This is a genomic window from Catenulispora subtropica (assembly GCF_039531675.1).
GTDB lineage: Bacteria > Actinomycetota > Actinomycetes > Streptomycetales > Catenulisporaceae > Catenulispora > Catenulispora subtropica.
Map to the genome: position 1 here is coordinate 1 of NZ_BAAAQM010000036.1, position 25911 is coordinate 25911.

Here is a 25911-nt window from a genome sequence, read left to right on the forward strand (position 1 = left end):
CCCGTGACGCCCCCGGCCGCCCCGGCCGCCCAGACCGTCCCCACTCCGCCGCTCGGCGAGCCGGCGGACACCCCGGCCGCGCCGAGCGCCGCCGGGCCGACGCCGGCCGCCGCCCCGCACGAGGCCGCACCGCACGAGGCCGCACCGCACGAGGAACCCAAGGAGCCCATGAACGACGACCAGAGCTCCGCGGGCCAGCCCTGGCAGTCGCCGGGCGACGAGGGATGGAAGGCCGCCGAGGTGGTGAAGAAGCCGGTCGCGGCGGGTCTGACCCCGAAGGGCTTGCCGAAGCGCGTCCCGCGCTCCAACCTGGTCCCGGGCTCGGCCGACGGCGTCGGCGCCGCCAAGGCCGCGGCCCCGCCGATCCCGGCGCGTTCGGCCGAGGCCGTGCGCAGCCGGCTGGCCAACTTCCACCAGGGGTTGCGCCAGGGCCGCGACGCCGCCGGCGCCCAGCCGACCGATCCCGCCAACAACCCCACAGCGTCCGACGGCCCGGCCGCCTTCGGCACCCCCGAGCCAGGAAAGCAGGACTGAGCACCCGTGAACGACCCCAATCTCACCCAAGCCGCCCGGAATCTCAACTGGCTGATCACCAACTTCGTGGACCGCGTCCCGGGCGTGGCGCACACCGTGGTGGTCTCCTCCGACGGCCTGCTGCTGGCGGTGTCCGACGGCTTCCCCCGCGACCGCGCCGACCAACTGGCCGCGGTGGCCAGCGGGCTGTCCTCGCTGACCTCCGGCGCGGCCCGGATCTTCGAGGGCGGCTCGGTGACGCAGACCGTCGTCGAGATGGTCCGCGGCTTCCTGTTCGTGATGGCCATCTCCGACGGCTCGGCGCTGGCCGTGCTCGCGTCCTCGGACTGCGACATGGGCCTGATCGGCTACGAGATGGCCCTGCTCGTGGAGCGCGCCGGCGACGTCCTGACGCCGGCGTTGCGTGCCGAGCTCCAGTCGTCGCTGCCGCGCTGAGAGGACGCCCGGTGACCACCCTTCCCCCTGCCGTGACGAGTGACGGGAGCACGCGGCCGTGAGCAGCGCCCACGATTCCTCGCCCCTCGTCCGCCCCTACGCCCTGACCAGGGGCCGTACGCGGGCCCGCTACCAGCTGCCGATCGAGGCGCTGGTGTCGACGACGGACAACGGACGCGCGCGCGTCCCCGGCCGCGAGCCGGAGCACCAGCGCATCTGCGAGCTGTGCGTCGAGCTGAAGTCGGTGGCCGAGGTCGCGGCGCTGATGCGGATGCCGCTGGGGGTGGTCAGGGTGCTGCTGGGCGACATGTCGGACGCCGGCCTGGTGGCCATCCAGCAGCCCGGCGAGACCGACAACGGCCAGCCCAACCTCGCGCTCCTCGAACGAGTCCTCATCGGACTCCGCAATCTGTAGAAAGGAGGCCGTGCAATGAACTACTCCCCTTACGGACAGGCTCCCGCGGCGCAGCAGCCCGCGGCGGGTCCGACCACGTCGGTGAAGATCGTCGTCGCCGGCGGCTTCGGCGTGGGCAAGACCACCTTCGTCGGCGCGGTCTCGGAAATCGCCCCGCTGACCACCGAGGCCGTGATGACCGCGGCGTCCGAGGGTGTGGACGACCTCACGGTCGTGCCCGGCAAGGTCACCACCACGGTGGCGATGGACTTCGGGCGCGTCTCGCTGGACCGCGAGCTGATCCTGTACCTGTTCGGCACACCGGGCCAGAACCGCTTCTGGTTCATGTGGGACGACCTGTGCCGCGGCGCCATCGGCGCGGTGGTGCTGGTGGACACCCGCCGCCTGGCGGACTGCTTCTCGGCCATCGACTACTTCGAGGACGCGGGCCTGCCGTACATCGTCGGCGTGAACTGCTTCGACGGCATGCTCACGCACGAGGTGGCGGACGTCCGCGAGGCGCTGTCGATCCCGCCGGACGTCCCGGTCGTGACCTGTGACGCCCGCAGCCGGGAGTCCACCAAGCTGACGCTGATCCGCCTGGTGGAGCACGCCATGTCACGCTTCGCAGCGGCGGCGGCATCGTAGGTAGGCGACGATCGCATAACGGCGAGGGCGGCACCGGATTCCGGTGCCGCCCTCGCGCTTATGCTCCTTTACACCCTCAGGTGTCCGAATTAAGCAGGTTGCGTATGTCCGGGACGATAGCCCTCACCCGCCGCAGCGGTTTCCAGCTGCGCCCCCGGCCCTACAAGGTGTGGATCGACGGCGTCGCCGTCGGCCGCCTGGCGCACAACGGCGCCGCCGAGTTCGCCGTCGAGCCGGGCGAGCACCTCGTGGAGCTCTCCCTGGACGGCATGTACTCGAAGAAGATCGCGGTCGAGGTCCGCGAGGGCGGGACCCGGCGGCTGCACTGCGGTGCCAACGGCCCGCTGGCGTTCACCGCGTTCGGCCTGCTGCTGCCGGGCCTGGCGATCAAGCTGACGCTGACCCACTGAGCACCGGCACGACGCCCTCCCCGCTTCCCATGCTCTCGGCGAGATCGCGGATCCGCCGCTGATGCGGCATCTGCCAGCCCTCGGCCAGCCGCGAGCCGTGCATCGGCACCCCGCCGCCGAAGTACTCGCAGAACTTCATGATCAGCGGGTCCCACTCCATCGGGTCGACGTAGTGCGTGCCGGGGATCACCAGCCGCTCCTCGACGTGCGTCCGCAGCACCTCGACCTCGAACGTCGTGATGTTGCCCGTCCCGAACGGATGGGACGAGGTGAGCCGGCACTCCATCTGGATCGGGCACTCCAGGATCCGCGGCGGAGCGACCAGTTCCGAGAGCTGCTCGGTGAGACCGGCCAGGCCGAACTTGTCCCGCACGAACGTGTAGCCCATCTCCGACTTGTATTCCGGCATGTCCGGACGGCCTGTGGTCATGGCGATCCGGTCGACGTACCCGACCATGTCCGAGGACGGCAGGTTCAGCACGAGCTCGCCCTCGCGGGCGATGTTGATGGCGGTCTGCGAGGAGTTGCCCAGGCCCAACATGCCGTGGCTGCCCAGCCAGAAGGCCGAGGACATGGGGGCGATATTGGGTGAGCCGTCCTCGTTGCGCGTGGTGATGAGGACGACCGGGGTTCCGAAATACAGGACTTTGATGCCGGGAACGGTGTGCATGTCTCCATGCTCCGCTCCCGGTCCGCGCCGCACTGGCGGATTCCGGACGTCTCAGCAAGCCTCCGTCACCAGCTCCAGGAACGCCGCGACCGCCGCGCTGTCCGCGACGCCCTCCGGCGTGGCCGCGAACACCGACCGCGGCCGCACCTCGGCCGGATCCAGCGGCACGACCACCACGTCCGGCCGTAGTGCGGCGGCGGCCAGCGCCGGGATGATGGTCACGCCCAGGCCCGCCGCGACGAACCCCTGCTTCGCCGCCCACTCGAGGACCACGAAGTCGATCACCGGCCGGAACTCGCCGCCTTGCACCCCGGCGATGAGCGTCTCCTCAGGGCGCACTTGCCCGGCGATCCAGTCCTCGCCGGCCAGATCGGCCAGCCGCAACACCTCCCGATCGGCCAGGCGGTGCCCGACCGGGAGCGCCACGGCCAGCGGGTCGGCCATCAGCCGCCGCAGCCGCACCCCCTCGAAGACCGGCTCCGCTTCCGGAGTCCCGATGACCGCCAGGTCCAGGTCCCCGGCGCGCACCGCGCCCGCCAGCCAGCGTGTGAGGCCCTCGGTGTGGGTCACGGCCACGGCCGGATGCGCCGCGCGGAACGCCGCGATCGCCCGCGGCACCAGGGCCATGTCCGCCGTCGGGATCGCGCCGAGCCGGAGCCGCCCGCCGCCCAGGGTCCGCACGGCCCGCACATCGGCCACAGCGGCCCGCAGACGGCCTGCGACGGCCTCCGCGTGCGGTAGGAGGGCCCGCCCCTCCGCGGTCAGCCGTACGCCCCGTGGAAGCCGGTCGAACAGTGTGGCGCCGACCGCCGACTCCAGCGCGGCGACCTGACGCGAGACCGCCGACTGGGTGTAGCCGAGCGACCCGGCCGCCGCGGTGAACGACTCGCGCCGCGCCACTTCCAGGAAGACTTCGAACAACGCCGTGTCCATGAGACGCCATGCTAACCACGCATGGGGATCATGCGAACTATTCGCTAGTGGTATCCCAGGGGTGGAAATACCTTCGGGCCATGAGCACCTTCACTCTCGACAACCCCGCGGGCGTCCCCAGCTCGCCGTTCAAAGCCTTCTCCAACGTCGCCGTGATCCCCCTCGGCGAACGCACACTGCTGATGCTGGCCGGCCAGGTGGCCTGGGGCGACGACCACCAGATCGTCGGCGGCGACGACATGCGCGCGCAGTCCCGGCGCGTCATGGAGCTGATCGGCAAGGTCCTGGAGGCGCACGGCGCCACCTTCGCCGACGTCGTGAACCTGCGCACCTTCCTGACCGACATCTCGCGCATCCGCGAGTACGGCGAGATCCGCGCCGAGTACTTCAAGGACGCGGCCCCTCCGACCAGCACCACGGTCGAGGTTTCCCGGCTGTTCCTGCCGGAGGCGCTCATCGAGGTCGAGGCGACCGCGATCATCTAGGCGCCCGGTCGGCGCGACCAGGCCGACCGCGGACCGCGGTCCCCGCACGAACCGCGCCGGCTCGTACCGCTTCGGATCCTGGAGCACGAGCCGCGCGGCCATCTCCGCCAGCGTCACCAGGGTGTGCGCGATCAGCAGATGGTGCCGGAAGCCGGCGGCGTGGCGCTGACGACGTAGCCCTCGACGTTGGTGTCCACGCACGGATGACCGGAGAGGTACGCGGTGTGCCCGTGTGTGTTCGACGTCAGCAGCACACCGTTGGCGAGCGTGTGCGCGGCGTCGACCCCCCACTGGTACGGCGTGTACGGGTCGCCGGTCGAGGACACCACCAGGATCGGCGGCGTGCCCGGCACCCGCACCGGATGGGGCAGATCGGTGATCGGCCAGCCGTTGCAGGGCAGCGCCATGCTCGCCCGCTCCGCTCCCAGGTGGGGAGAAGCGGCCTCACTGGCGGCCAGCAGCGCGCCGTAGGCGGCCGTCCCGGTCGGCCACGGACGGTCGGTGCAGAACAGGGCGACGTCGTCCTGGAAGTCCGGGGCGTAGCCGGTGTTGAAGCCGGCAGCGTCCGAACGGCGCCCGTTCCAGGTGTCGGCGAGGCTCAGCAGGCCGGTGCCGTCTCCCTTCGCCGCCGCCGCCAGCGCCGGACCCGCGTACTGGTCGAAGTACGGCGGGTACGACGCTCGCAGACGCAGGGCCGCGGCGAGTTCGTTGGGGCTGACGGTGCGCGTCGCGCCAGGTGCTGTCCGTAGTAGCGGGTGAGCGATCCGGAGGCCACCGCGGTCCCAGCCGGTGCCGCGACACCGGCTGCGACCAGCGCCATCGCTCCCCATACCGTCCATCGTCGTTCCATGCGAGTCAGGACGAATCAGGCTCTTGCGAACTCTGCGAACTTTGCGGGTTCGAGATCCTATGAGTTCAGTATCAACCCCCTTGCAGCTTGTGTCCCATCAACGGTCCCATCAGGTCCCCGGGCAAGGAGAAGCACGGGTTGTGCGGCAGGATCTGGCGGAAATCGTTGTAGGACATTGACACGCCTCCGGGGCGCGGATAAGCCAGCTGGAACAGGCTGCCGAACTCCGCCTGCGACGTCCCGCCGAAGGTCCTGGAAGCGCCGGGGATCGCCGGCCCGCCCTCCTGCCACACGCACGACAACGGGTTGAGCTGGTGCGTGACGAAGATCGGGTAGAACTGCGATCCCGGCGGCGGGTTCACGCAGTTCGCACCGGTCGCCCGGTTGCACGGCACCGGCAGGGTGTCGTTGTCCTCGATCCGCGGCAGGTCGGTCTCGAACGCCGAGCGCTGGAAGTTCCACAGCCCGTGGATCAGCGGGCTGCTGAACGCGATCGGGTCCGGGGTCGCCGTGCCGCCTCCGCTGCCCGGCCAGGTCTTGCCGTAGGGGACTCCGTCATAGTCGTCGTCGGTCGGCGCCTCGCTGAGACACCCGCCGACCTGTGCCAGCAGCGAGTCCGAAGGGTTGAAGCAGTAGTTGTCGTCGGCGTCGACGGTTCCGTCGCCCCCGGCGGCCTGGGTGCAGGCGCCGGTGGCCGGGTCCGCCGCGGCGCAGTACTCGAAGTGCCCGATCTCGTCGGAGAACGCGACGTTGTAGCTGTGGGCGGCCCACGGCACGCGGGTGTTCTCGCTGGAGGTCGAGTACATCGGGTGGAACGCGGACGGGATCGTCTGGCAGGTGGTGGCGGTGGGCTGGAACGCGACCTGCTTGAAGCCGTTGGCCATCGAGGCGGTCATCGAGCTGACCTTGTTGTGCTGGGTGACGTTCGTGACCTCGACTCGGAACCCTTGTTGGGTGTCGAACATGTGGACCTTGAGCACGTCGCCGGAGTTGTAGAAGGCGTCATGCGCCGGGTCCAGGTTGAACCGGTCGTTGTTGGTCGGGTCGGCCGGCGTCGTGGCCTGCCCGCTGTCGGTGAGGAACGCGAAGTTCACGTACTCCACGCCGGCCTTGTTCAGGCAGTCATCGTTGTTGAGGGTGCCCGTGTCGTAGTTCAGCGACAAGCTGTCGATGTTCAGCGCGGCACACCACTTGGTCGGGTCGCAGCTGTTCCCGGCCGGCCAGGACACCCAGCCCGGCGGGTAGAACTGCATCTCCATGAAGGCGGCACCGGGGTGCTTGCCGATGAAGCGCGGCGAGTTCACGTCGGTGTCGGTGTAGATGTTGCTGTCGCTGTCGGGCTGGCAAGCCGCGTTCTGCCCGCCGGGACCGGGCGCCGACTGGTCGTCGCACATCGCCATGCCGAACCAGAACGCCGGGTGCAGCTGGAAGTTCCAGCTGGAGCCGGAGCCGTCCTGCGCGGGCTGCTGCGGCGGGTCCTCGGGCAGGCGCAGGAAGTACGTGTTGTCGTTCCCCGCGCCGGGGATGTCGCTGTAGAACAGGGTCGAAGGCTCGTCGTGGCCCACGTAGTGGTCCTCGCCGAAGACGAACTCGCTGTCGTCGACCTCGGTGCACATGGCGCGGTTGGTGGCGCAGTTCAACGGGTTCACAGCCGGCCGCGCGGAGCCGGACGCGGTCGGCGTCCGCTGGTCCGCGCGCGCGAACGGTGCCGCGAAGGCGGCGAGCGCGACGAGCCCGAGGATGACGGGCCATCTTCGTCTGGGCTTCACATTCCCTCCCGAGAACGCCGGGGCCGGCCGTCGCCGAGCACACGCGGCGACGGCCCGGTCACTGACCTGGGCGTCAGCGGGGAGGGACGCTAGCCCCGAATCAGGGCTCTGTCGATAAGGAGGAGGCCCGATGGCCGGATCGGATCAGCTGTGCCGCCGGTCCAGCTCGATGGCCCGGCGCAGGGCCTTGCGGGCCCGCGGGCGGTCGCGGGCGTCGTTGTAGGCCAGGGACAGCCGGTACCAGCCGCGCCAGTCCTCCGGCGCGGCCTCGACCTCGGCCCTGCGCTTCTCGAAGATCTCGTCCGCCGCCTTCAGGTCCGGCCGGCCCGAGGGCCGCGTCGGGATCTCCTCGGTCGGCCACAGGCCCTCGGCCTCCAGCCGGGCCCCGAGGCGGGAGGAGGCATTGCCGATCCGCACCTCGGTGACCACGAACCAGGCCCCGACCACCGGCAGCATCAGCACGCCGACGCCGAACAGCACCAGCACCGGCTTCCCGGTCGCCACCAGCCACACCCCGCGCTGGACGGCCAGCAGCAGGTAGAAGCACAGGATGACGACCAGGACCAGAGCGGTGGTGCGGTTGCGCATGATGGGTGCCTTACGGTGCCTTACGGTGCCTTACGGGGTTCTACAGGTCGAGCAGCGCGTCGAGGCCGACGGTCAGCCCGGCGGGCAGCGACGCGATCTTCTTACAGGCCAGCACCACGCCCGGCATGAACGAGGCGCGGTCCAGGGAGTCGTGCCGGACGGTCAGGGTCTCGCCGACCGTGCCGAGCAGCACCTCCTGGTGCGCGACCAGGCCGCGCAGGCGCACGGAGTGGATCGGGACACCGTCCACGGCCGCGCCGCGGGCACCGTCCAGACCGGTCTTGGTGGCGTCCGGCATCGGGGCGCTGCCGGCCGCGGCCCGGGCCTCGGCGATCAGCTCCGCGGTGCGGGTCGCGGTGCCCGAGGGCGCGTCGACCTTGTCCGGGTGGTGCAGCTCGACGATCTCCACGCTCTCGAAATAGGGCGCGGCGGCCGCGGCGAAGCGCATCATCAGGACGGCGCCGATGGAGAAGTTCGGGGCCACCAGGACCCGGGTTCCCGTGCCGACCAGCAGAGCCCGGACCTGCGCCTGGCGGGCCTCGTCGAAGCCGGAGGTGCCGACGACCACGTCGATGCCGTGGCGGACGCAGAACTCGATGTTCTGCACGGTGACGCCGGGATGGGTGAAGTCGACCGCGACCTCGGCGCCGGCCTCGACCGCGCGCCGCGGGTCGTCGTCGGCGTCGATCTGCGCGACGAGCTCCAGGCCCGGCGCGTCCTGTACGGCGCGGCACACGGCCTGGCCCATCCGGCCGGCGGCGCCGAACACCGCGACCTTCACGACACTCTGCTCCAGCGCGGCGGTCACAGCGTTGCCCCTTCCAAGGCCCCTTCGAACGATGAAGCGTCCTCGTAGTCCCCGATCACCGCTATCGCCTGCGGCTGCCGGAGGAAGTCCTCGGCGACCCGCTTGACGTCGTCGGCGGTCACCGACTCCACCCGCCCGAGCAGCTCCTCGATGGTGAGGTGCTCGCCGTAGACGAGTTCGTTCTTCCCTATCCGGGTCATCTGCGACCCGGTGTCCTCCAGCGAGAGCACCGTGGACCCCCGCACCTGGCCGATGCCGCGGCGCAGCTCCTCCTCGGTGACGCCGGACTCGGCCACCTTGGCGACCTCGTCGCGGCAGATCTTCAGCACCTCGGTGAAGTTCTCCGGCTGGCAGCCGGCGTAGACGCCGAACATGCCGCAGTCGGCGTGGTGCGTGGAGAAGCTGTAGACCGAGTAGGCCAGGCCGCGCTTCTCCCGGACCTCCTGGAACAGGCGGGAGGACATGCCGCCGCCGAGGATCGTGGACAGGATGCCCAACGGGTAGCGACGACGGTCGGTGCGGGCCACGCCGGGCACGCCCAGCACGACGTGCGTCTGCTCGGTCTGCTTGGAGACCAGGCGCAGTCCGGAGCGCGCGGGGCCGGCGTCGCCGCCGATCCGCGGCACCACCGGGCGGCGGTCCGGGTCGCGGTCGCCCCGGGCGGCGGCGAAGGCCTGGTCGACCAGGGCCACCACGACGTCGTGGTCCAGGTTGCCGGCCGCCGCGACCACCAGGTGGTCGTCGGTGTAGTGGGAGTGGTAGTACTCCGCGATCGCGTCCCGGGTGAGGGCGTTGACCGACTCGGCCGAGCCCAGGATCGGCCGGCCCAGCGGGGAGTCGCCGAGCAGGGCGAAGGCGAACTCGTCGTGGATCTGGTCCGCGGGCTCGTCCTCGGTCATCGCCATCTCCTCGAGGATGACGTTGCGCTCGGACTCCACGTCCTCGGGCCGGACCAGGGCCGAGGTGACCAGGTCGCAGACCACGTCGATGGCCAGCGGCAGGTCGGCGTCGAGCACCCGCGCGTAGTAGCACGTGTACTCCTTGGCGGTGAAGGCGTTCATCTCACCGCCGACCGCGTCGATCGCCGCGGAGATCTCCAGCGCGGACCGCTTCGCCGTGCCCTTGAACAGCAGGTGTTCGAGGTAGTGGGTGGCGCCGGACTCCTCCGGGTGCTCGTCCCGGGACCCGATGCCGGTCCAGATGCCGAACGTCACCGAGCGCACCGAGGGCATGGTCTGGGTCACCACGCGCAGACCGCCGGGCAGGACGGTACGGCGGATGGTGCCGCTGCCGTTCTGCCCGGCGATCAGGGTCTCAACCGGGTACAAGGTTGTTACTCGGCCTTCGCCTCGGCCTTGGCCTCAGCCTTGTCCCCCTCGCCCTCCGGCAGCACCGGGATGAGCGAGAGCTTGCCGCGGGAGTCGATCTCGGCGATCTCGACCTGCAGCTTGTCGCCGACCTTGACCACGTCCTCGACGTTCTCCACCCGCTTGCCGCCGGCCAGCTTCTTCAGCTGGGAGACGTGCAGCAGGCCGTCGCGACCGGGCATCAGCGAGACGAACGCGCCGAAGGTCGTGGTCTTCACCACGGTGCCCAGGTAGCGCTCGCCGACCTCCGGCATCTGCGGGTTGGCGATCTGGTTGATCGTGGCCCGCGCGGCCTCGGCGGCCGAACCGGTGGCGGCGCCGATGTAGATGGTGCCGTCGTCCTCGATCGTGATCTCGGCGCCGGTGTCCTCCTGGATCTGGTTGATCATCTTGCCCTTCGGGCCGATGACCTCGCCGATCTTGTCCACCGGGATCTTCACCGTGATGATGCGCGGCGCGAACTCGCTCATCTCGTCCGGGACGTCGATGGCCTCCATCATCACGTCCAGGATGTGCAGGCGGGCGTCCTTGGCCTGCTTCAGCGCGGCGGCCAGCACCGAGGCCGGGATGCCGTCGAGCTTGGTGTCCAGCTGCAGCGCGGTGACGAACTCCTTGGTGCCGGCGACCTTGAAGTCCATGTCGCCGTACGCGTCCTCGGCGCCCAGGATGTCGGTCAGCGCGACGTACTCGGTCTTGCCGTCGACCTCGGCCGAGACCAGGCCCATGGCGATACCGGCCACCGGGGCCCGCAGCGGGACACCGGCGTTCAGCAGCGACATGGTCGAGGCGCAGACCGAACCCATCGAGGTGGAGCCGTTGGAACCCAGCGCCTCGGAGACCTGCCGGATCGCGTAGGGGAACTCCTCCCGCGAGGGCAGGACCGGCAGCAGAGCGCGCTCGGCGAGGGCGCCGTGGCCGATCTCCCGCCGCTTGGGCGAACCCACGCGACCGGTCTCACCGGTGGAGTACGGCGGGAAGTTGTAGTTGTGCATGTAACGCTTGCGCGTCTCCGGGTTCAGCGTGTCCAGCTGCTGCTCCATGCGGAGCATGTTCAGCGTGGTGACGCCCAGGATCTGGGTCTCACCGCGCTCGAACAGCGCCGAGCCGTGCACCCGCGGGATCACCTCGACCTCGGCGGACAGCGGCCGGATGTCACGCACCCCGCGGCCGTCGATCCGGACCTGGTCGCGGATGATGCGCTCCCGCACCAGCTTCTTGGTCAGCGCCCGGAAGGCCCCGCCGATCTCCTTCTCACGCCCCTCGAACTGCTGCGCGAGCTTCTCCACGACCAGCGCCTTGACGCGGTCCAGCTCCTCCTCGCGCTCCTGCTTGCCGGCGATGGTCAGCGCGTTGGCCAGCTCGGTCTTGGCGGTGGCGGTGACCGCGTCCAGGACGTCGTCCTGGTAGTCCAGGAAGCGCGGGAACTCCGCGGTCTCCTTGGCGGCCGACGCGGCCAGCTCCTGCTGGGCCACGCACAGCGCCTTGATGAAGGGCTTGGCGGCCTCCAGGCCGTCGGCGACGACCTCCTCGGTCGGCGCGGTGGCGCCCCCGGCGACCAGCGCCACGGTCTCCGTGGTGGCCTCGGCCTCGACCATCATGATGGCGACGTCGCCGTCGTCCAGCACCCGCCCGGCGACGACCATGTCGAACACGGCCTCCTCCAGCTCGGTGTGGGTGGGGAAGGCCACCCAGCGGTCCTGGATCAGCGCGACCCGCACACCACCGATGGGACCGGAGAAAGGCAGCCCGGCCAGCTGCGTCGAAGCGGACGCGGCGTTGATCGCGACCACGTCGTAGAGGTGCTCCGGGTTCAGCGCCATGACCGTGGCCACGACCTGCACCTCGTTCCGCAGCCCCTTCGCGAACGACGGCCGCAGCGGCCGGTCGATGAGCCGGCAGGTGAGAATCGCGTCCTCACTCGGCCGCCCCTCCCGCCGGAAGAACGAGCCGGGAATCCGGCCCACGCTGTACATGCGCTCCTCGACATCCACCGTCAACGGGAAGAAGTCGAGCGAGTCCTTGGGGGACTTGGAAGCAGTGGTGGCCGACAGGATCATCGTCTCGTCGTCCAGGTAAGCGACGACCGACCCGGCAGCCTGCCGCGCCAACCGCCCGGTCTCGAAACGCACAGTCCGCGTCCCGAACGGACCGTTGTCGATCACGGCCTCAGTAGTGAAAACACCCTCGGACAACAGGTACTCCTCAGTTCGTATGTGGCGAGCTGAAGAGGACGCGGCTTGTCAGTACCCACGCCGCCGTGTGGCGGCCCGGTCTTCGATCGAAGCCCCCGGGGCTGGTCCGTCCCGAGGGCCACTACCGAAGATCGGCGCCCAACCGGCCACTTCGACGCAGGTCGTCCTCGCGCAGTGCCTCTTCAGTTCCCTAAAACGTCTTGAACTTTTCCGCTACCCACTCTAACCGGAAAAGTCGGCAGCTTGGGCCGCCCATGTGCGGAGCGGGTACGCAACAGGAGCGGTCCGTGACGACGGACCGCTCCTGGGAAGAACAGCAGCACGAACCTACCGACGCAGGCCCAGCTTCTCGATCAGCGCCCGGTACCGCACAATGTCGGTCCGCTGCAGGTACCCCTGAAGCCGCCGCCGCTGCCCGACCAGCAGCAGCAGGCCCCGCCGGCTGTGGTGGTCGTGCTTGTGGAACTTCAGGTGCTCAGTGAGCTCGTTGATGCGGTAGGTGAGCAGAGCGATCTGCACCTCCGGCGAACCCGTGTCGTTCGGCTTCGTGCCGTAGTCCTCGATGATCTTCTTCTTGGTGGCTGCGTCCAGAGACACGTGTCACTCCTCGGTGGTAAGCAGTCGCCGAGCGCCCCCGGTCGTCTACACGGGGATCTTCACCAGCTCGCGGCCGACTGTTTACGGTACCACCTCCGGGGTGGGGGTCCGGACGGGGCGGGGCGTTTCGAGGGCGGAGGGTCACCTGTTCGCGCGCTTGGTGATCTGCGTCGCTATTGCAAAGCGGGCGGAAGTCCCGTAAGTGTCATTACACCCCATTTGTCTAGCTAGCCTCACACAGCGCGCCGTGTTTCGACTGCTCTCCGCTTCACCGCGCCAGCCTCACCAGCCGCCTTCATCCCGCCGGCCCCATGCGCGGCTCTCCAGCTCTGTCCCACTACCTCGGGGAGGAACCACTCATGACCAGCAGCTATGACTTCCACGTCTGCCTGGACCACCTCTCCGCACTACGCCGCTCCCTGGCCGACCTCGAAACCACGCTCGGCGCCTCCCACGCCCACACCTGGCCCCTGGTGGACCCCACCCTCCATACCGGCCCAGCGGCGTGGCGCACCACCAAAGGCGACGCCGCGTCATATGTATATGGACTGTTAGACGAGGCCGACCCCCTCGGCGACACCCACGCCGACGTGGTCCACCGCCTCCAAGCCTGGTACACCCGCATCCACCAAATGCTCACGGCCATGACCCACTACGCCGAACGCACCCACGAAACCTACTCAGCCGCCGACGAAGCCATCGCCACAGCCGCCATGCGGACCGCCCTCGAGACCCCTACACCCCCACCCACCCCATGACCGAACCCCAGTTCGACTACAGCGGCCTCACCCTCGACGAACTCCGCAGCCTGGCGTCCTCTCCCCAGGTAGGAGCCATGGAGGCGATGCCCCACGCATTCCGCAATCTGGCGGACCGAGTCGGCGAGGTCGCCGAACTCCTGTCCCGCGCCCAGGCCGACCTACCGAACTGGTGGAAGGGAACGGCGGCGGAGCAGGCCGCCTCCACACTGGGGCGCGCTGCAGCCGAGGCGCGGGAGTTTCACGAGAGCGCGCTCGGGGCGGCTACAGCGGTGAGCCGATGTGCCGCAGTCGTGGCCGAGCAACAACATCAGATGATGAACGTGCCTGAGGTGGCCGAGCCCGGCGTCACCGATACCGTCGTGCGCCCGAGAACACCGATGGAGGCGCTGGAGGCAGCGCGACAGAGTACCGCTTATCACGCTGCCCACGAGCAAGCGGTTCAAGTGGTACATGGAATCGCCGCACAATACGTCGAAACGCGCCAGCAGTTGATGAATATCGGCAACGCTCGCGGAGAGTCCTTTAGTATCACTTCTGATCCGAATCAGCCCGTTAGGACGCACGAGGAAATCGACGACATTGATGCGTTACTAACGGAACGTGAGCCAATTCCGCTCAGGCCGCCTGGAGGCTCAGCCTCCACTTCGACCATCTTACCGTCGTCTCCGCACGAGGATTCGCGAACTAATTATCGGGCCAGGCCAGCAACCGGCAAGCCAGCTTCCGCAAGAGCTGGCTTGCCCGAACTAGGGGCATCAACCAAGACTCGCTATTCTGGCGATCGCTACGAGCCGTTCCAGCCGGATCACAATCAGGCACTTATCAATATGCGCGACATAATCGCCCTATCGCCTGAAGATGGAACTCCCGAACACGGAAGCCAGCGCGCTACCTCAACAAACCTAAAATCAACATCAGCCGCGGCCCAGCTGGAGATCGCGCCCGGAAAGTCAACTATGCATCCTTATATCATGTTCCATATCGACGGATCGCATGGAGATCGCCCTGAACTGAAGAATGCACAGAATAATCAGTCGACAGATAAAGAGTCAGCGTCGAGCAGCAAAAGAGGTGACCTTGATGTAGGAAGTCATGGCAGGTATGTAGAAAGCGGTCAAACGCCGCACTCCTCCGGGGCTTTGACAACCCATCTCGACTACTCGCCGCTCGCGCGTCACGGCGACGAAGCGGCATCTAGGCGTCTCCCTTACATTTCCAATGCGCCTCAAGCCCACCTCCATAGCGACATTCAGTCACCGCTTAACGCGGGCCAAGATTTCAACAACGCCGGATTTATTCCTCCTCCAGGTAGCGCTGCCGCAGTTCGCCGAGAGCGGGAGAATCGCAACCCGCGCCCAGGTTACCTAAAAGAACGAAAGAGTACATGGATTCCCGATATCATTGCCGCGCCCGCAAACGGCGTTATTACGGCAGAGTGGCTCGCGCAGCAATCCTCGGACTAATTCTGACACCTCCACTTAGCTACGCGGCTGCTTCCACTGAAACTCAATGGGCTCTCCAGTATCTAAAAGCTAATGAAGCTTGGAAGATCACGCGGGGTGCCAACGTGAAGGTCGCCGTCGTCGATACCGGAGTTTGGTCAAACGCTAACGTCCAAAACCTTCTGAACGGCGCCGACTTCTCTGACGCTAGCGGCACGAACGTCGGAAACGGCCTTGTCGACAGTGATGCCGTCGGCCACGGCACAGGGGAAGCGGTTCTGATCGCTGGAACGAGCTCCGCAGGAGGCGACCACACAGTTGGATTAGCGCCAGAAGCCCCGATCGTTCCAGTACGTGCATCGGATGGAACCCATGCGGGCTGGCCGTATGGCGCCGCGCCGGCGATCGAATATGCGATTTCGCATAACTGCCGTGTAATCAACCTAGCTTTCACACTTAACCTAGACACTTCTGAGGTTCATCGCGCGATCCAGGATGCGGTGGAGCATGACGTAGTAGTAGTTGCTGCGGTTGGGAACGATGGAACCTCGCAGCAGTACTATCCCGCAGCTTGGCCTGGAGTTGTTGGGGTGGGGGCGATTGACAGCTCGGGGAAGGTGTGGGCGCGGTCGAACACAGGCGCTGATGTTGATCTGGTGGCGCCTGGTGTTCATATTCTTCGCGATGATAATCGAGGGCGGGTTGGATACTCCGATGGAACGTCGGAGGCTACTGCTTATGTTTCGGCGGCTGCGGCTTTGGTGCGGAGTGCGCATCCGGGGTGGAGCGCGGCGGAGGTGGTGGCCGCTTTGGTGGGGACGGCGGATAAGCCGCCGGAGATGCGTGGGGCTGTGCGGGATGACCGGTATGGGGCGGGGATTCTTGATGTTTTGGCTGCTGTATCTCTGACGCGGCCGCCGGGGGTGGTGGGTGAGGGGGCTCGGCAGTTGGGGGGTGTGCATGGTGGGCGTGATGTGCGGTGGTGGGTTGTGGGGGCTGTTGGCTTAGTTACCGGGGCTGGGGTTGTCGTGTTTGGGGTGGTGAGGAGAAGGTCCGCTGGTTGACGCGGGGAGCGTGGGCGGCACCAGCGCACGGCTAAGCTGTGCTGGGCTCGTTGGCTGGTCAAGGCATCGGAGCTGCCGTGTGGTCGGTGGCTGTATTGAGGCTCGGGTTGAACGCGCTGCTGGTTGGCGACCCTCCTGCGCGGCCTGCTGAGATCGTGCTCCACTCGCAGCTTGACCCGGCCGGAGGGGCTGCGCGGGTCGGTGTCATCCATGGGGTGGGCGAACGGGTCGCCTATCGGCCGGTTCCGGTACGGGATCGGCGGCTGGCGGATCCCGTGACGAACGCTGCTTCTTCTTCCGGCTGGAGGCTACGAGTTCTGAGTCACAAGCCCTGATTTGTCTAGTTTGCCAGACTCCTGTCGGTAAGACCAGCTATAGTCGACCGTGTCAAAACAGGCGTGCGGGGAACACGTCGAAAGGACACCATCATGGGCGTCAACCCGCTGCGCTGCCTTGAGGACGCCGCCACGGACCTCGCCGCGCTCGACCCTCTCGCCTTTGATACCGACGGGTCGCTGGCCTTGGCTCGCGCTGCCGAGCAGGTCAGTCGGGCTGCCGAGGCGGTTTTGATCCGCTGTGTGCGTACGTGGCACGACCGCGGTGATCCGGTGCAGACTCCGGAGACCACTGAGGAGGAGCTGAGCTGGCGCGCCGCTGATGCGGCACGCAAGGCGCTGATCGTCGTGCTCGGACGCACGCGTGGCGATGCCGGACGCCTGATAGCCACGGCCAAGGCGCTGCGTAAGGATCCTCCGACCGAGGAACTGCTCCGGGTTGGGGAGATCTCTGTGCCCCAGGCCAGGATGATCGCCGAGGCGTTGGCAGTTCTGGCCCATCAGCCCGAGTCGGTCGTGGATGAGATACGCAAAGCGCTGATCGCGAAGGCCAAGGAGGAGGGGACGGAAGGTCTGCGCCACCATGCCGAGGACGCCGCCCATCGGACGGCTCCGGTCACTGTTCTCGCCCGGGCTCGTGCAGCGGAGGAGAAGCGCGGGTTTCACATGACGCCGGTGTTGGATGGCTATCTGCCTGGCGGCTTCTTGTCCACGATGGGTGGTGATGCCCTGCTGACCGTTCTGGATGCGCTTGCGGAACAAGAGGCGGATGCAGCCGATCGGGCCCGCTGGGAGAGTATCGCCAAGGCCCGGGCGGACGCCTTGGTTCGTTTGGCCGAAGACCGGATCCGGTCGGGCGAACTCCCCCGGCGGCACAACGGGCCGACGACGATGACCATCGTCATGCGGGCCGATACCGCTCAGGGCCTCCCTGGAGCGCCGGCTGCCCGGACCGGCAACGGTCGTTCGATACCCGCCGCCGAGGCTCACATGATGCGGTGTGAGGCGGCGCTGCGCGCGGTGCTGGTGGATGGGCGGGGCGAGATCCTGTGGCAGGGGCGTAAACGCCGGCTCGCCAGCCGGGCCCAATACGAGGCGCTGGGGATCCGGGACGGTGGGTGTACCGCTCCGGGCTGCGACCGGCCGCCGCACGAGTGTGATGCCCACCATGACGTCCCCTGGGCGAGCGGGGGGCACACCGATGTCGACCAGATGCGGTTGTTGTGCCGGCGCCACCACCGGGAGTTGCACGACGAGCTCTGGCAGCGGCAGTTCGCCTGGCAGGAGGCGGAGGTCAGGGCGCATAACGAGCAGCGGCGGTTCCGGCAGCCCCGTCGGCCCTGGTACACGGACACGCCGGCCTGGTACCCGGGACCGAGTCCCTGGCGGCCGATCGAGTCAGAGGGTTCGGAGTCGTCGGGTGAAGCCGAGGGTTCCCTGGCGGGAGGTGGCGTCCGGTGAGGGCGACGCTGCGGCGGTGGTGGCGGTTAGCCCTTCAGATTGCGCACCTGGCCGTACACCCCGAGTACCGCCATCAGCACCGGCAGGACGGCCAGGAAGACCGCGCCCTCGACCAGGTCGACCGTCCGCGACCAGCGGGGCGGCAGGATCGGCTCAGAGGTCCCGCGGCGCGGGCGGATCGAGGCCAGGCCGAGGGCCAGCAGTGCGATCACGACCAGCAGTGGGGCCAGCCACAGCGCCCGCACCGTCGGCTCGGCGTTCGCGGCCGTAGCCGCGAAGGCGACCACCAGGCCTGTCAGGCCGCTGAGAGTTGCGGCGAGCACTTGTGCCCGCTGCCGGAACAGGCGCGCGCGGCAGAGCATCACACCGGAGGCGAGCAGCGAAAGCGCCTGTTCCCAGACGGTGTGCGAGCCTTCCGGCGACGTCTGCATGGCGTCGATCGGGACCACGAGCAGCCCCACGCAGAGTACGAGGACCACACCGACGCCGGCGGTCAGCCCGGTCAGGGTGTCCAGGGTGCGGGCCACTCGCAGGCCGACCACGTAGTTGTTGACCGGCGAGCCGTCGAAGTCGCCGGGCTCGACGCCGGAGGTCGGCGGTTCGATGACGAAGCGGGCGGCGGCCATGGCGGCGAACGGCAGGACCTCGACCAGAAGGGCGCACGCGGCGGCCGCGACCGCGATGCCGGCCGCCGGACTGGCCTTCGTGAGCTGGAGGCCGATTCCGGTGAGCACGGCGATCAGGCCGACCGTCGCGCCGGCCACCGGGACGGCGACCCGTCGCCCGAGACCGATGATCGCTGCGAGCGCCGTGATCAGGACGGCGACGGCGCCCGCGGTGAAGTGGACGCGGCTCAGTCCGTGGGCGGGAAGGACACCGACGCCCGCGATGAACGCGTAAGGGAGCGACGAGGCCGTCAGGAGCGCCGCGGCGGTGTAGTCCCGCTGGTGGTGCGCGCCGGTGGCCCAGGCCATCGCCTCGGCGACGGTGGGCCAGGCGGCGAGCCCGCCGATGCCGCCGGTGCGGACGCCGGCCACGGCGTGTCCGACGGTGGTGGCGCCCACGGTGCGCGGGCTCGCCCCGCGCTGGCCCGGAACCCGGTCCGCGCCGAAGGACGAAAGATCGAAGGTGGCGGCCGGCGCGGCGAAATCAGAGTCCGAGGGGTAAGGAGGGCGGCCGCGCAAGAAACGGCGGCGGCTGCGCTGGACACGCGGTTCGCGGTGGTCATAACCGGGAGTCCCGCCCCGTCGCGGATCGGCGTCGAAGCCCGGACCGCGGGGGTCGCGACGGTAGCCGGGTGCCCTGCCCGCGCCACGGCGGGGGTCGGAGTCGAAGCCCGGGTCGCGAGGGTCGCGGCCAAAGGTGGATGCCCTGCCCCGGTCCCGCCACGGATCGGAGTCGTAGCCCGGATCCCGCGGGTCACGACCGTAATTGGATACCTTGCCCGGGCTACGGCGTGGATCAGGGTCGAAACCTGGATCGCGAGGATCACGGCCATAGTCAGGTGCCCCACCGCTACGCCACGGATCAGCATCGAAACCCGGATCGCGAGGATCACGGCCATAGCCAGGGCCGCCCCCGAATCCGTGGCGGTCGTCGGAACCGTAGTCCGCCTCGCGATACCCGCGACCGTAGCGGTCGCCGCCAAGGCCACGGCGCGCGTCCGAACCGTATCCCCCATCGCGGGGATCACGGCTGTAGCCGAATCGGTCGCCGTAGTCGTAGCGCGATCCAGAAGTGTCGTCGGAGCCGCGGTGGTCACGGCCGTAGTGGGCATCGAGATCCGGGCTGTAATGCGACTCGGCGCCGGGACCGTCGTACCCGCGACCGTATTCAGTACCGAAGTCCGGGGTGTAGCGCGCCTCGAAGTCGTCCACAGAATCAGAGTTCGGATAATCGTCGCCGTAGTGCGCCTGGCTGCGCGTCGCTGTCTGAAGCCGGGCGGCGGCCACCGATCGGCCGGGACCACGTCGTCCCTCGTGCGACGCCGGGTCCGGGCCCACGCCGGCTCCGTATCCGTAGTAGCTTCCTCGCCCGACCGCGGCGAGGTCGTACCGCGCTCGCAACACGCCGAGGCTGAACAGCAGCAGGGCGATCACGCCGGCGATCACGCCCTTCCAGCCGTGGAAGGTCCCGGTCCCGGAGAACCACAGCACGATCGCGCCGAATCCGGCCGCGACGCCCACCACGGTCAGCGCCGTGGCTCGCAGCGCCGTCGTACTCCACTGCGTGCCGCCTTCGAGGACCGCTTCCGCGACCGCGTCGGCGATGTCGTCGTGGACCGCGGCCTCCGGCACGTCGGCGGCCGGCCGCAGGCGCAGTACGCCGCCGTGGACCACGCCCTGCTCGGCCAGGGCGGCGGCGGTGTCCAGGGCCGTGCCGTCGATGCCGGTGAGCACATAACCGTTCAGTGCCGCGGCGCCGGCGGCCGCCGCCGGGGCCGGGGTGCCGACCAGGCGCAGCAGCTCCGGCAGCAACTCGGCGAGCGGGACGTCCTCCGGGAGCGCCACGTCGACGCGGCGGGTCGGTGCGACGACCGTGACCCGGCAGTGGCCGCTGGCCGCTCCGGGCCGGGCGGCCCCAGAACCTGCTGTCATGCCGTTATGGTAGCCAGCCGGTCACTCCGAATACCCTTCACGAATGAGCACGACCCCTGTCAAACGTGGCCCGCGTCGTCCGGCCCCCGAGGTTCCGGCCGGTTCAGTGGTCTTACAACCGCCGCCGGAGCTGCCGCGCGGTGGTGGCGAGGGACACTGGGCCCTGAATCTGCTGCCGATGGTGGCCGGGCTGGGCTCGGTGGTGTTCTTCTTCGTCCCCGGTGCCAATGCCCTGATGATGGTGGTCGGTGCTCTGACCTTCGTCTCCAGCCTGGTGTTCGGCGCGGTGACGGCGGTCCGGCAGCGCAACGGCGGCAAGGGGAAGCTGGCCGATGCCCGGCGGGACTACCTGCGGCACCTCGCCCAGGCGCGTGCGGTGGTGGTGGCGGCGGCCCAGGCTCAGAAGGCTGCCACGCGCTATGCCAATCCGGAGCCGGACGTCCTGTGGAGTCTGGTCGCGTTGCGCGAACGGCTCTGGGAGCGGCGTCCTGTCGATCCGGACTTCCTGGCCGTGCGCATCGGGAGGGGTCAGGCGCGGCTCGCCACCCAGCTGGTGCCGCCGGACACGGCACCGCTGCCGGAAGTGGAGCCGATGTGCGCGGACGCCCTGCGGCGCCTGCTCGCGGTCCGCGCCACACTGCCGGACCAGCCGGTGGCGATCGCGTTGCGCTCGGTATCGCGGCTCATCGTCGGCGGCGAACCTGCGCCGGCGGCGGTGCGGGCGCTGCTGGCCCAGCTGGTGACGTTCCACTCCCCCGACGAACTCCGGATCTGCGTCGTCGCGGACGGCGACCGGATCCCGCGCTGGGACTGGCTGAAGTGGCTGCCGCATGTCCAGCACCCGACGGCCCACGACGCCAGCGGGCCCCAGCGCATGATCTACGACGATCCGGCGGATGCCGAGGCCGGCTTGGAGGCGTTGTTCGCCGAGCGGCCTCGCTTCACCGCGGGGATCACGCTCATCGACCGTCCCCATATGATCCTGATCCTCGACACCGCCCCGGCGAAGTCGTCGGGCGAGGCGTCGCTGACGAACACCTCGCCTTCGTCCTCGGCTTCCTCCCTGCTGCTCTCCGACGACGGACTGCTCGGGGTGACAGTGCTCGAGCTCGTGCCCGAGTCCGACGCCCGGCCGAAGAGGCACCAGATGGCCTTGCGCATCGCCCGGAACCGGATGGCGATTCTGGAGATCCCCGAGGGCCGTGCCGGCGCCGACGAGCGCCCGTTCCCGATCCGGGTCGACGCGCTGACGACGGCGCAGGCCGAGAGCCTGGCCCGGCAGCTGGCCCCGCTGTGCCTGTCGGCCGGTGGCGGGGACGAGCCGCTGCTGTCCGCGCTGGAGTTCACCGACCTGCTGGGGCTGGCCGACGCCGCCGAGATCGACCCGCCGCGGCTGTGGCAGCGCACCGCGTCCTCGCCCCACGACCGGCTGCGGGTGCCGATCGGGGTGGGCGAGGACGGTCAGCCGGTGATGCTGGACCTCAAGGAGGCGGCGCTCGGCGGCATGGGTCCCCACGGCCTGTGTGTGGGCGCGACCGGCTCGGGCAAGTCCGAGCTGCTGCGCAGCCTGGTGGCGGCACTGGCCCTGACCCACTCCAGCGAGCAGGTGAACTTCATCCTCGCCGACTTCAAGGGCGGTGCGACCTTCGCCGGACTGGCGAGCCTGCCGCATGTGGCGGCGGTGATCACCAACCTCGCCGACGATCTGACGCTGGTGGACCGGATGCGCGACGCGCTGACCGGCGAGCTGAACCGCCGGCAGGAGCAGCTCAAGCGCGCGGGCAACGTGAAGAACGTCCACGACTACGAGAAGATCCGGGCCGCCCGGCCGGAGCTGGTCCCGCTGCCGTCGCTGCTGGTCGTCGTCGACGAGTTCTCGGAGATGCTCGCGGCGCGCCCGGAGTTCATCGACACGTTCCTGCAGGTCGGCCGCATCGGGCGCTCGCTCGGCGTGCACCTGCTGCTGGCTTCGCAGCGGTTGGAGGAAGGCCGGCTGCGCGGGCTGGACACCTACCTGTCCTACCGCCTCGGGCTGAAGACGTTCTCGGCCGCCGAGTCGCGTGCGGTGCTCGGCGTCTCGGACGCGCACAACCTGCCCAGTGTCCCCGGCTCCGGGTATCTGAAGTACGACAGCGAGGGCATGACGCGCTTCAAGGCCGCGTATGTATCAGGGCCCTATGGACGGGCCAAGGCACTGGCGGTACCGGCGGCGCGCAGTGCGCAGCATCGCCAGCCGGTGCGTTTCACGGCGCTCCACCAAGCGCCGGTCGTGACGTTGTACGGGCCGCCGACCGAGCCCGACCTCACCGACGCCACGTCGCTGGTCGTGCTGGACGCCGCCGAAGGGTACCGCCAGACCTCCGCTTCCGTGCTGGATGTGATCGTGGACCGGCTGTCCGGCTTCGGACCGCCGGCCCACCAGGTGTGGCTGCCGCCGTTGGACGAGTCGCCGACGCTGGACGCCTTGCTCCCGGGGATCGCGGTGACCGAGGACCGGGGGCTGTCGGCGACGCGGTGGCCCGGGCGCGGGCGGCTGGTGGTGCCGATCGGGATCGTCGACAAGCCCGCCGAGCAGCGCCAGGACCCGCAGGTGCTGGACCTGTCCGGGGCCGGCGGTCACGTGCTGGTGGCGGGCGGGCCGCGGGCCGGGAAGTCGACGGTGCTGCAGACGCTGATGTTCGCCCTCGCCCTCACCCACACCCCGCGCGAGATCCGGTTCCTGGTCGTCGACCTCGGCGGCGGCACGCTGGGACCGCTGGCCGCGCTGCCGCACGTGTCGGCGGTGGCCGGCCGGTCGAACCCGGACCTGGTGCGGCGGATCGTGGCCGAGGCGGTCGGGGTGCTGGACCGGCGGGAGGCCGCGGGGCAGGCGCAGGCGGCGTCGTACGACGAGAGCCACGTGTTCCTGGTCATCGACGGCTGGTCGGCGTTCCGCAGCGAGTTCGAGCCGCTGGAGCAGGACGTGGTCGACATCGCGCGGCGCGGCCTCGGGTTCGGGGTGCACCTGCTGGCGTCCACGGGACGGTGGGCGGACGTCCGGGCGCAGCTGAAGGACGCCATGGCGACCCGGCTGGAGCTGCGGCTGGGCGATCCGATGGAGTCCGAGATGGACCGGCGGACGGCCGCCGAGGTGCCGCAGGGGATGCCGGGGCGGGGCCTGACGCGGCAGAAGGCGCACTCCCTCGGCGGGCTGACCGACGTCCCGCCGGAGGATCTGGCGGCGGCGATCGCGAAGGCCTGGCCGGGGGCTCCGGCGCCGCGGGTGCGGATGCTGCCGGCACGGGTCGAGCACGCCGAGCTTCCGCCCCGGATCCCGCGGCAGCGCGGTGCCGCCGACGTGGTCATCGGGATCGAGGAGGCCGGGCTGGCACCGGTGGCCCTGGACTTCGCGGCGGAGCCGCACTTCATGGTGTTCGGCGAAGGCGGCTCCGGGAAGTCGAACTTCCTGCGGCTGCTCGCGACCACGCTGGTGGCGGCGGTCGACGAGGAGCGGCTGGGGGCGCGGTTCATGGTCGTCGACTACCGCAGGAGCCTGATGGGCACGGTGCCGGAGCGGTACAGCGCCGGGTACGCGGTCGCCGGGCCACCCGCGCTGACGATGATGACGCAGCTGGCCGACGCGCTGCGGGAGCGGCTGCCGGGGCCGGACGTGACCGCCGCGCAGCTGCGTTCGCGGAGCTGGCGGACCGGCAAGGACGTGTACGTGTTCGTCGACGACTACGACCTGGTGGCGTCGCCGACCGCGAATCCGTTGGCGCCGCTGGTGGACCTGCTGCCGTACGCCCGGGACATCGGGCTGCACTTGGTGGTCGCGCGGCAGAGCGGCGGGGCCGGGCGGGCGATGTTCGATCCGGTGCTGCAGAAGCTGCGGGATCTGAACGCGCCGGGGCTCCTGCTGTCCGGGGACCGGGAGGAAGGGCCGCTGTTGGGCGGGGCGCGGCCGAGCCGGCAGCCGGTCGGGCGCGGGCAGTTGGTGACGCGACGGGGTGGGGCGGTGCTGGTGCAGACCGCATTGTTACCGGAGCCGGAGTGGGAGGTGGTGTTCGAGGACCAGACGGAACGGGCCGATGCCCCGAGCGACAACCCGACAGATGACGAGGCCTTGAACGACGACAGCTCAGCGGACAAGGACTCGCGCACCGAGCCCCGCCATGAGCGGGACGACAAGGCGGGTGATGAGCCGGACGACGCTGCTCAGCGTGAGCTGGAGTCGGAGGAAACCGGCGATTCGACGCGCACGACGGAGCCGGGCGACGCTGCTCAGCGTGAGCTGGAGTCGGAGGAAACCGGCGATTCGACGGGCACGACGGAGCCGGACTCCACCCCTGCGCCTCCCGAGTAGGAAGGCGCCGGCCCGCCACTGGAAGGCTGCACCGAGCCTGAGCCCGAGCCGCTGGAGGCACTGAGGGCCATCACCGCGCCGACCACCATCAGTGCGGCGATGCCGCCGACGATGCCGAGGACCGCCAGGCCGATCGTCTTGCCGGCGGGGGAGCCGGTGCCGGCGGGATGGCGTCGCGCCCGGAGGAAGAGGAACACCGCGCTGGCAAGCGGCGCCACGGCCAGGAGGAAGAGCACAGGCATGCCGAGCCAGCTCGGCAAGACGAAGCCCTGATCGTTGACCGGGCGAGCGATGATCATGAGCAGGCCGGCGTAGCCGCCGGGCAGGACGAAGGTGCCGACCAGCTTGTCGCGGACGGACCAGCGTGGGGAGTTCCACAGCAGGAGCAGGCCGGCGAGCCAGCCGACGCCGAACAGGAAGCCGCCCGCGACCAGCAGGACGATCGCGAAGATCTCCTGGAGACCCAGCGGGGAGGGCTGTGTGGCCTCGGGTGCGGCGTCGGCCATCGGAGTGCTGATGAGGAGAGGCGGCGTCGGCCAGGCCGGCTCGGGCGACGGCGGTGTCAGCCACGCGGGCCCGGACGACGGCGTCGGCGGCGCCTCGTCGGCGAGCGCCGCGGCCACGATCTCCCGTGGTTCACCCAGTGCGGCGAGCATCGCGCGGACGTGGGATATCTCGTCGCCGTCCGCGATGGCGGCCTCAGGGCCGCCGGATGCGTCCTCCCGCATCTCCGCGAGCGCCACCTCGATGTGGCTCCGCACGTCCTCCAGCAGCTCGGCCCGGGCGTTCCAGGGCAGCCGGGCTGCCTCACGCTCCAGTTCGGCCAGGTAGGCGGCGGTCAGGTCCTCGGTCTCCGTGCTCATTCCTCCACGCTCCCGTCTGGAGAAAGGAAGTACTCGACGCCGTCGCGGAAACGGCGCCACTCGGTGCTGAAGTCGGCGAGAGCCTTCTCGCCGGTGGTGGTGAGCCGGTAGTAGCGGCGGGGTGGGCCGGTCGGGGATTCCCGCCAGACCGTCTCGACCAGGTGTTCCTTGCGGAGGCGGGACAGCAGGGGGTAGATCGTGCCTTCGCTGGTCACCAGGGCGTCCACCGCACCCAGCTCGCGGAGGATCTCGACGCCGTAGCGCTCCCCGTCGCGCAGCAAGGCCAGAACGCAGAACTCGAGGACGCCGCGGCGCAGCTGACTGACCGCCTTCTCTGCGCCACCAGGTTCCATGCGTCACAAGGTA

22 protein-coding genes and 1 pseudogene are annotated in these 25911 nt (G+C 69.5%); 11 read left to right on the forward strand and 12 right to left on the reverse strand.

Features of this window, described 5'->3' with window-relative positions; all coding sequences use genetic code 11:
- From ABD466_RS27090 to ABD466_RS27110, 5 genes and pseudogenes are all read left to right on the forward strand, one after another.
- Positions 1–534: pseudogene (locus tag ABD466_RS27090) on the forward strand (hypothetical protein); the annotation flags it as partial.
- A gap of 6 nt (positions 535–540) precedes the next feature.
- Positions 541–969 (forward strand): roadblock/LC7 domain-containing protein, encoded by a 429-nt coding sequence (locus ABD466_RS27095; protein WP_344660005.1) that lies wholly within the window; start codon positions 541–543, stop codon positions 967–969.
- A gap of 58 nt (positions 970–1027) precedes the next feature.
- Positions 1028–1384, forward strand: a complete 357-nt coding sequence (locus tag ABD466_RS27100; RefSeq protein WP_344660006.1) for a DUF742 domain-containing protein — start codon at positions 1028–1030, stop codon at positions 1382–1384.
- Between the two features lie 15 nt (positions 1385–1399).
- The gene (locus tag ABD466_RS27105) at positions 1400–2011 is read left to right on the forward strand and encodes a GTP-binding protein (RefSeq protein ID WP_344660007.1); all 612 of its coding nucleotides are present in this window, start codon (positions 1400–1402) and stop codon (positions 2009–2011) included.
- 104 nt (positions 2012–2115) lie between these two features.
- Complete coding sequence (locus ABD466_RS27110; protein ID WP_344660008.1) at positions 2116–2421, forward strand: hypothetical protein; 306 nt, start codon at positions 2116–2118, stop codon at positions 2419–2421.
- Here ABD466_RS27110 and ABD466_RS27115 read toward each other — a convergent pair.
- Together ABD466_RS27115 and ABD466_RS27120 are read right to left on the reverse strand one after the other, a co-directional pair.
- Positions 2399–3091 (reverse strand): flavin reductase family protein, encoded by a 693-nt coding sequence (locus ABD466_RS27115; RefSeq protein WP_344660009.1) that lies wholly within the window; start codon positions 3089–3091, stop codon positions 2399–2401. The genes ABD466_RS27110 and ABD466_RS27115 overlap by 23 nt on opposite strands.
- A 51-nt stretch (positions 3092–3142) precedes the next feature.
- Positions 3143–4024: a LysR family transcriptional regulator gene (locus ABD466_RS27120; RefSeq protein ID WP_344660010.1), complete on the reverse strand. Its 882-nt coding sequence runs from the start codon at positions 4022–4024 to the stop codon at positions 3143–3145.
- An 80-nt stretch (positions 4025–4104) separates the two neighbouring features.
- On the opposite strand from ABD466_RS27120, the gene ABD466_RS27125 reads away from it, so the two are divergent.
- A complete protein-coding gene (locus tag ABD466_RS27125; protein WP_344660011.1) occupies positions 4105–4509 on the forward strand; it encodes a RidA family protein in 405 nt (134 codons plus the stop codon).
- 131 nt (positions 4510–4640) lie between these two features.
- Here ABD466_RS27125 and ABD466_RS27130 read toward each other — a convergent pair whose 3' ends face one another.
- From ABD466_RS27130 to rpsO, 7 genes are all read right to left on the reverse strand, one after another.
- The gene (locus ABD466_RS27130; protein ID WP_344660012.1) at positions 4641–5339 is read right to left on the reverse strand and encodes an alpha/beta hydrolase; all 699 of its coding nucleotides are present in this window, start codon (positions 5337–5339) and stop codon (positions 4641–4643) included.
- Positions 5340–5430: 91 nt separating this feature from the next.
- Positions 5431–7128 carry a hypothetical protein gene (locus tag ABD466_RS27135; protein ID WP_344660013.1) on the reverse strand — a complete coding sequence of 566 codons (1698 nt, stop codon included), beginning with the start codon at positions 7126–7128 and terminating at the stop codon, positions 5431–5433.
- 144 nt (positions 7129–7272) lie between these two features.
- Positions 7273–7716, reverse strand: coding sequence for a tetratricopeptide repeat protein (locus tag ABD466_RS27140; RefSeq protein WP_344660014.1), 444 nt, complete (start codon positions 7714–7716; stop codon positions 7273–7275).
- Between the two features lie 40 nt (positions 7717–7756).
- Positions 7757–8524, reverse strand: coding sequence for a 4-hydroxy-tetrahydrodipicolinate reductase (gene dapB / locus ABD466_RS27145; protein ID WP_344660015.1), 768 nt, complete (start codon positions 8522–8524; stop codon positions 7757–7759).
- Positions 8521–9852 (reverse strand): M16 family metallopeptidase, encoded by a 1332-nt coding sequence (locus tag ABD466_RS27150; protein WP_344660016.1) that lies wholly within the window; start codon positions 9850–9852, stop codon positions 8521–8523. The genes dapB and ABD466_RS27150 overlap by 4 nt, the downstream gene beginning before the upstream one ends.
- Positions 9853–9857: 5 nt before the next feature.
- Positions 9858–12083 carry a polyribonucleotide nucleotidyltransferase gene (locus ABD466_RS27155; RefSeq protein WP_344660017.1) on the reverse strand — a complete coding sequence of 742 codons (2226 nt, stop codon included), beginning with the start codon at positions 12081–12083 and terminating at the stop codon, positions 9858–9860.
- A gap of 327 nt (positions 12084–12410) precedes the next feature.
- Positions 12411–12680 carry a 30S ribosomal protein S15 gene (gene rpsO / locus ABD466_RS27160; RefSeq protein ID WP_344660018.1) on the reverse strand — a complete coding sequence of 90 codons (270 nt, stop codon included), beginning with the start codon at positions 12678–12680 and terminating at the stop codon, positions 12411–12413.
- A gap of 359 nt (positions 12681–13039) precedes the next feature.
- On the opposite strand from rpsO, the gene ABD466_RS27165 reads away from it, so the two are divergent.
- The 4 genes from ABD466_RS27165 (at position 13040) to ABD466_RS27175 (ending at position 17743) form a co-directional block, all read left to right on the forward strand.
- Complete coding sequence (locus ABD466_RS27165; protein ID WP_344660019.1) at positions 13040–13438, forward strand: hypothetical protein; 399 nt, start codon at positions 13040–13042, stop codon at positions 13436–13438.
- Complete coding sequence (locus ABD466_RS27170; RefSeq protein ID WP_344660020.1) at positions 13435–14904, forward strand: WXG100 family type VII secretion target; 1470 nt, start codon at positions 13435–13437, stop codon at positions 14902–14904. The genes ABD466_RS27165 and ABD466_RS27170 overlap by 4 nt, the downstream gene beginning before the upstream one ends.
- Positions 14826–15947: a S8 family serine peptidase gene (locus ABD466_RS44495; protein WP_425558751.1), complete on the forward strand. Its 1122-nt coding sequence runs from the start codon at positions 14826–14828 to the stop codon at positions 15945–15947. Before ABD466_RS27170 ends, ABD466_RS44495 begins: the two co-directional genes overlap by 79 nt.
- A 428-nt stretch (positions 15948–16375) precedes the next feature.
- Positions 16376–17743, forward strand: coding sequence for an HNH endonuclease signature motif containing protein (locus ABD466_RS27175; protein WP_344660021.1), 1368 nt, complete (start codon positions 16376–16378; stop codon positions 17741–17743).
- Positions 17744–17769: 26 nt separating this feature from the next.
- On the opposite strand, the gene ABD466_RS27180 is transcribed toward ABD466_RS27175, so the two are convergent.
- Positions 17770–20340 (reverse strand): EsaB/YukD family protein, encoded by a 2571-nt coding sequence (locus tag ABD466_RS27180; protein ID WP_344660022.1) that lies wholly within the window; start codon positions 20338–20340, stop codon positions 17770–17772.
- Positions 20341–20383: 43 nt separating this feature from the next.
- On the opposite strand from ABD466_RS27180, the gene eccCa reads away from it, so the two are divergent.
- Positions 20384–24682, forward strand: coding sequence for a type VII secretion protein EccCa (eccCa, locus tag ABD466_RS27185; RefSeq protein ID WP_344660023.1), 4299 nt, complete (start codon positions 20384–20386; stop codon positions 24680–24682).
- On the opposite strand, the gene ABD466_RS27190 is transcribed toward eccCa, so the two are convergent.
- Together ABD466_RS27190 and ABD466_RS27195 are read right to left on the reverse strand one after the other, a co-directional pair.
- Entirely contained in the window at positions 24601–25545 is a 945-nt protein-coding gene (locus ABD466_RS27190; protein ID WP_344660024.1) for an HAAS signaling domain-containing protein, read from the reverse strand. The genes eccCa and ABD466_RS27190 overlap by 82 nt on opposite strands.
- Positions 25542–25898: a PadR family transcriptional regulator gene (locus tag ABD466_RS27195; RefSeq protein ID WP_344660025.1), complete on the reverse strand. Its 357-nt coding sequence runs from the start codon at positions 25896–25898 to the stop codon at positions 25542–25544. Before ABD466_RS27195 ends, ABD466_RS27190 begins: the two co-directional genes overlap by 4 nt.
- Positions 25899–25911 lie beyond the last annotated feature (13 nt).